This window comes from Streptomyces sp. NPDC051555 (genome assembly GCF_044454405.1).
Taxonomy (GTDB): Bacteria; Actinomycetota; Actinomycetes; order Streptomycetales; family Streptomycetaceae; genus Streptomyces.
The window spans coordinates 1-4,871 of the sequence record NZ_JBITDP010000081.1 but is presented as its reverse complement, the minus strand read 5'-3'; the positions used below and the strand labels follow the sequence as shown (position 1 = coordinate 4,871).

At 69.4% G+C, this 4,871-nt stretch carries 3 protein-coding genes and 1 pseudogene; 2 read left to right on the top strand and 2 right to left on the bottom strand.

All coding sequences use genetic code 11. The annotated features are described in order from the left end of the window. Positions 1–452, top strand: a pseudogene (locus tag ACIBEA_RS44130) (hypothetical protein); the annotation flags it as partial. 330 nt (positions 453–782) lie between these two features. On the opposite strand, the gene ACIBEA_RS44125 reads toward ACIBEA_RS44130, so the two are convergent. Continuing rightward, positions 783–1,847, bottom strand: a complete 1,065-nt coding sequence (locus ACIBEA_RS44125; RefSeq protein ID WP_399270148.1) for an IS110 family transposase — start codon at positions 1,845–1,847, stop codon at positions 783–785. Between the two features lie 330 nt (positions 1,848–2,177). Between ACIBEA_RS44125 and ACIBEA_RS44120 the strand changes: the two genes are divergently transcribed. After that, a complete protein-coding gene (locus ACIBEA_RS44120; RefSeq protein WP_399270146.1) occupies positions 2,178–3,212 on the top strand; it encodes an IS110 family transposase in 1,035 nt (344 codons plus the stop codon). Positions 3,213–3,362: 150 nt separating this feature from the next. On the opposite strand, the gene ACIBEA_RS44115 is transcribed toward ACIBEA_RS44120, so the two are convergent. Next, positions 3,363–4,787 carry an ISL3 family transposase gene (locus ACIBEA_RS44115; protein WP_399270144.1) on the bottom strand — a complete coding sequence of 475 codons (1,425 nt, stop codon included), beginning with the start codon at positions 4,785–4,787 and terminating at the stop codon, positions 3,363–3,365. Positions 4,788–4,871: the final 84 nt, after the last annotated feature.

Here is a 4,871-nt window from a genome sequence, read left to right as displayed (position 1 = left end):
CCCGACGCTACGAGCCCGAGCCCGCCATCGCAGCCAGATCAGGAAACTCCCAGCTCAGACCGCCTCGAGCCAGTCCCTCTGGAAGAGCTACACCCAACTCCATCCGCCTGGTCGAGGTCGCCCTCGACGCCGGCGCGAAGGCCTCGTACCTCGTGGACTTCGCGAGCGAGATCGACGAGGCCTGGCTCGAGGGCGTCACCACCGTCGGTCTGACCTCGGGCGCCTCGGTGCCGGAGGTGCTGGTCGACGAGGTCCTGGCATGGCTGGCCGCGCGCGGGTACGGGGACGTGGAGATCGTCAAGACCGCCGAGGAGTCCATCGTGTTCTCCCTGCCCAAGGAACTGCGCCGCGACCTGCGCGCGGAGGCGGCGGAGCTCATGGAGGCGCCGGGCGCGCAACCGAGGGCGCAGTCATCCACCACCAGGGCAGCCGGTGGCGCACCCCTCTCGTGAACTGGAAAAGGGAAAACCGCTGTGACCTCAGCCTTCGGGACTCATCTCGACCCTCCTCCCAAACACCGCCTGCGCCATGCGGGCGGTGATCCCGCCGTGGAGCGGGACACGGCGGCATGCAGTCTGCCGGGCGGTCCCCAGCGGCAGGAGGCGGACGCGACCCGCAGACCCCGCCTAAGCGCCGAAACCCGGACCCGGACTGCCGTGGAGGAGATCATCACGGCGCCCCCGCACCCTCTACCGATCCCCCCACCCTGGGGGTGACGGCGGTCAGTAGATACTGGCTCTTCGACACTTTCCGTGAATTGGGCTGGAAGCTCCTATAGACCGTCAAGCGGTCTGGAGGAGCGGGTTCGGTGTGGTGTGTGGGCTGGTGAGGTGCTTGTAGACCTCGCGGGCGATGAAGCGTTTGAGGCAGCGGAGGATGTCCTTCTTGGACATGCCTTCGGTGGTGCGGCGGGCGACGTAGTCGCGGGTCCGGGTGTCGTAGCGCATGCGGACCAGGGCGATCATGTGGAGTGCGTTGTTGGCGCCGCGGTCTCCGCCCCGGTCGAGGCGGTGGCGGTTGGTTCGGCCTGATGACGCGGGGACGGGGGCTGCCGCGCACAGGTGCGCGAACGATGCCTCCGACCGGAGCCGTTCGGGGTTGTCGCCCGCGGTGATGAGGAGCTGGCCCGCGGTCTCGGTCCCGACTCCGAGGAGGGCGACCAGTTCCGGGGCAGCCTGGGTGACCAGGGGCCCCAGCTCGGTGTCGGCGTCGTTGATCTCCTCGGTGAGGTACTCGTGGCGGCGGGCCAGACGCCGCAGCGCGACCCGGACCGTGTGTGCCGGATCGTTCGCGTGACCGGCGGGGCGGGAGCGGGCCAGGGTCCTGACCAGCTCGGCGGTGGGCAGGCCGCGCAGTTTCTCGCGGACCTCGCTGGGGGCGGTGACGATCAGGGTGCGGATCTGGTTGATGGTCTGGGTGCGGGACTTGACGGCGCTGCGGCGGACCACGCGTAGGGAGCGGAGGGCCTCCACGATCCCGTCGCGGGTCTTGGGGGTGCCGCCGGCCCGGCCGGAGAGGACGGCGGTCGCCGCGGCGTAGGCGTCGACGGGGTCGGATTTGCCGTTGGCGCGGCGGGCTCTGCGGTCGGGCCGGTCCACGTCGACGACGGTGACCCGCTCTGCCCGCAAGTGGCGTGCGAGCTCGGCGCCGTAGGCGCCCGTCCCCTCGACGCCGACGGCCATGAGATCGCCGTGGGAGCGGAGCCAGTGCAGCAGTCGGCGGTAGCCATCGGGGGTGGTGGGGAATGCCTCGGTGGCCAGGTGTCGGCCGATCGAGTCGATCACGGCCGCCTGGTGGAAGTCGGTGTGGGTGTCGACGCCGCCGACCACCGCTATCTCATCTGCCATGCTGTTCGGTACTGCCCTTCTGACGCGTGATTGCGGGAGGGCACGCGCCGGTCGGGCGTCAGGACAAGACTGTGATGGGACCTTTGGCCGGGCTCCTGACTTGTTGAATTGAGCCCAGACGCTCGGTCTGCAGCCGTAGCGTCCAGGGTGTCGGTCGGCACGGGCCCGCAGTGCTCCTTGCCGCCGCTGGGCTGGCTCTCTCATAGCGTGCCGCCGCCGGCCGACACCCGCGCGGTGTGGCTCGACAGAGGCATGAGGACGACACGGTGACTTCAAGTCAGGATGCCCACCGCACTCCCTGCCCGGTCCCGTCGAGTGCAAGGCCTGCCTGTGATCCTGATCGGTATCGACCCGCACAAGTCCTCCCACACCGCCGTCGCCGTCGACGCCTCGGGCCGTCAGTTGGCCAAGCGCCGGTTCGCCGTCAACGCCGGCACGTTCCGCCAGCTCATGGCCTGGTGCGAGCAGTGGCCCGAGCGACGCTTCGCCGTCGAGGGCGCCGGCGGCCTCGGCCGCTCCCTTGCCCAGCAGCTGGCCGCTGCGCGCGAGGACGTAGTCGACGTGCCGGCCACGCTCTCGGCTCGGGCTCGGATGCTGGCCACCGGCGGCAACCGCAAGACCGACGAGGCCGATGCCCGCCATGTCGCCCAGGTCGCCCTCTTCCGCCCCGACCTGCGACAGGTCGCGGCCGAGGACCAGACCAGCATCCTGCGGCTTCTGACCGAGCGCCGCGACGACCTGGTCCACGAGCGCACCCGTGTACTGAACCGGCTGCACGCCGTCCTGCGCGACCTGCTGCCCGGCGGCGTGGCAACCGGCCTGTCCGCCGACAAGGCCGCTGCCGCGATGAAGGGCATCCGTCCCGTCACCGCCACCGACAGCTGCCGCCGCGACATAGCCCGCGACCTCCTGGCCGATCTGCGCCGGCTGGACCGACTGGTCAAGGACAACGAGGTCCAGATGCGCGAGGCGCTGGCCGCGACCCGCACCACCCTCACCAGCCTGCCGGGCCTGGGCACCGTGCTGGCCGCCAAGGTCCTCGGGCACGTCGGCGATGTCACCCGCTTCCCGACCGAGCACCACTTCGCCAGCTATACCGGCAGTGCACCGTTGGACGCCTCCAGCGGCAACAACGTCCGCCACCGTCTCAACACCGGCGGCAACCGGGCGCTCAACTCGGTCCTGCACGTGATCGCGGTCGTCCAGATCCGCGACGGTGGCCGCGGCCAGGACTACTACCTGCGCAAGATCGCCGAAGGGAAGACCCCGTCCGAGGCCCGGCGAGCACTGAAGCGACGGCTGTCCAACGTGGTCTACCGGATCATGAAACGAGATCAACGGAACCACCTCGCTCAGGCGGCTTGACACACAGAGGCGCTATGAGGTCACAGGCGCCCGACCGGACACGTGCAGAACAGCACCGCCCGGATGGCCGACGATTCCAGTTGAGGACAGCCGAAGCGTCAGTCAGTGGGCGAGTCAGACCCCCGAGCGGTGCCATCTACATCCTCACAGTCAGTGGGCCAGGAGGATGCGCCTGCGGAGGAGATCGAAACCGGCCCGGCCGTAATGCTGGCGCTTGAGGAGCTTAATTCTCGTGACGTTGCCTTCAACGGCGCCGGAGCTCAAAGGGAGCGTGAGCCCGGCGGTGACAGCGGAGAGGTCCTTGCGGAGCCCGTTGGCAAAGGTGCGGATCTCCTTGACCTGGGACTCGTCTGCCTGGCCCAGCCAGTCTGCCAGCAGGTGTCCGTCGCGGCGGCGCAGGATGGTGGCGAAGCCGCGGGCCAGGCGGCAGGCTTCGGCGATCTCCGGGCAGCGTCCGGCGACATCTTTGAGGTCCTGGCGGGACTGGTCACTCTGGTTCTCCGGGCGCCCGATGATCCACCGAACGACGTCAGCGACCGCGGGCGGTGGCGGAGGAACGGCTCGTGGGCCGTTGTGCCTGGCCAGGCTGTTGAGGAATCGCCGCACGCTCCTGCGGCCCCCGAGGTAGCCACGGTCGGTGAGCTCCGCGAGCAAGGTCTGTGCGTTGTCGCATCCCTCGGCCCACCGGCGCGCGAGGTAGGGCTTGTGCGGGGTCAGAGCACTCGAACGGCTGGGCCGTTCGCGTATCAGTGAGTCGGCGGTGGTGGCCCTCGCGTAGCGCCGTACCGTTTTGCGGTCGAGTCCGAGCCGTGCGCTGATCGCGTCGATGGTGAGGCCCTGCCGGAACAGGGTCTGGACGTCGTGGTGCCGTTCGCGGATCTTGCGTTCGTAGGCGGACTCCCCACCCGCAGTGCTGGCTGGGGCAGGAGTTGCCTCGGACTCGGGGGCCTTCAGGCAGGAGCGGTGGCGGGTGACCGTCTTCTCCAGGCCGGTGGCGAGGTTGTGGAGCAAGTGCCAGCGGTCTGCGACCTGCGGGATTCCGGGCTGGCCACGCTCGGCGCCCTCGGCGAAGGCGCCTCCGCGGTCCCGGCAGACGGTGCCGATGTGTGGGTGCCGGCGGAGCCAGTTGGCGAAGGTCTCGGCCGTGTGGTCCGGCAGTACGTCGACGGGGCGGTGGCTGTCCATGTCGATGAGGATGGCGCCGAAGCGCCGGCCACGGCGGAAGGCGAACTCGTCGACGCCGAGGACGGTCAGTTCGGGCACTTCTGGGATATCCATGGAGCGGATCAGCCGCAGGAGCGTGGGCCCGCTCACGGGGGTGGCGAGCCGTTCGGCGAGGCGTTCGCCGGCCTGCCCGCCCAAGGCCAACGCGACCTGCTGCAGGAGGCGTTGGAGGATCACGGTCCGTCGTCCGTAGCGGAAGGTGAGCTGGTCGACTTGCTCGGCGAAGGTCTTTCTGGCGCAGTCGGTACTGTCGCAGAAGAAACGCCGGACCTGGAGGTCGATCGCTGTCTCCTGTCCGGCGACCGCGGTGTCGGCAAGCCTGCGGCCGTACCGACTGTGCGAGGATGTCAACTGAGTTGTGTGTGATCGGTTTTGTGCTCCATCGGTTCTGGTTCCTGCCGTGGTTACTGTCTGTTGATGCTGGTCAGAGGGGGA

What these genes read in the sequence shown, in the direction of transcription:
- ACIBEA_RS44125 (WP_399270148.1), bottom strand. Translation starts at nt 1,847, where the DNA reads ATGGCAGATGAGATAGCGGTGGTCGGCGGCGTCGACACCCACACCGAC.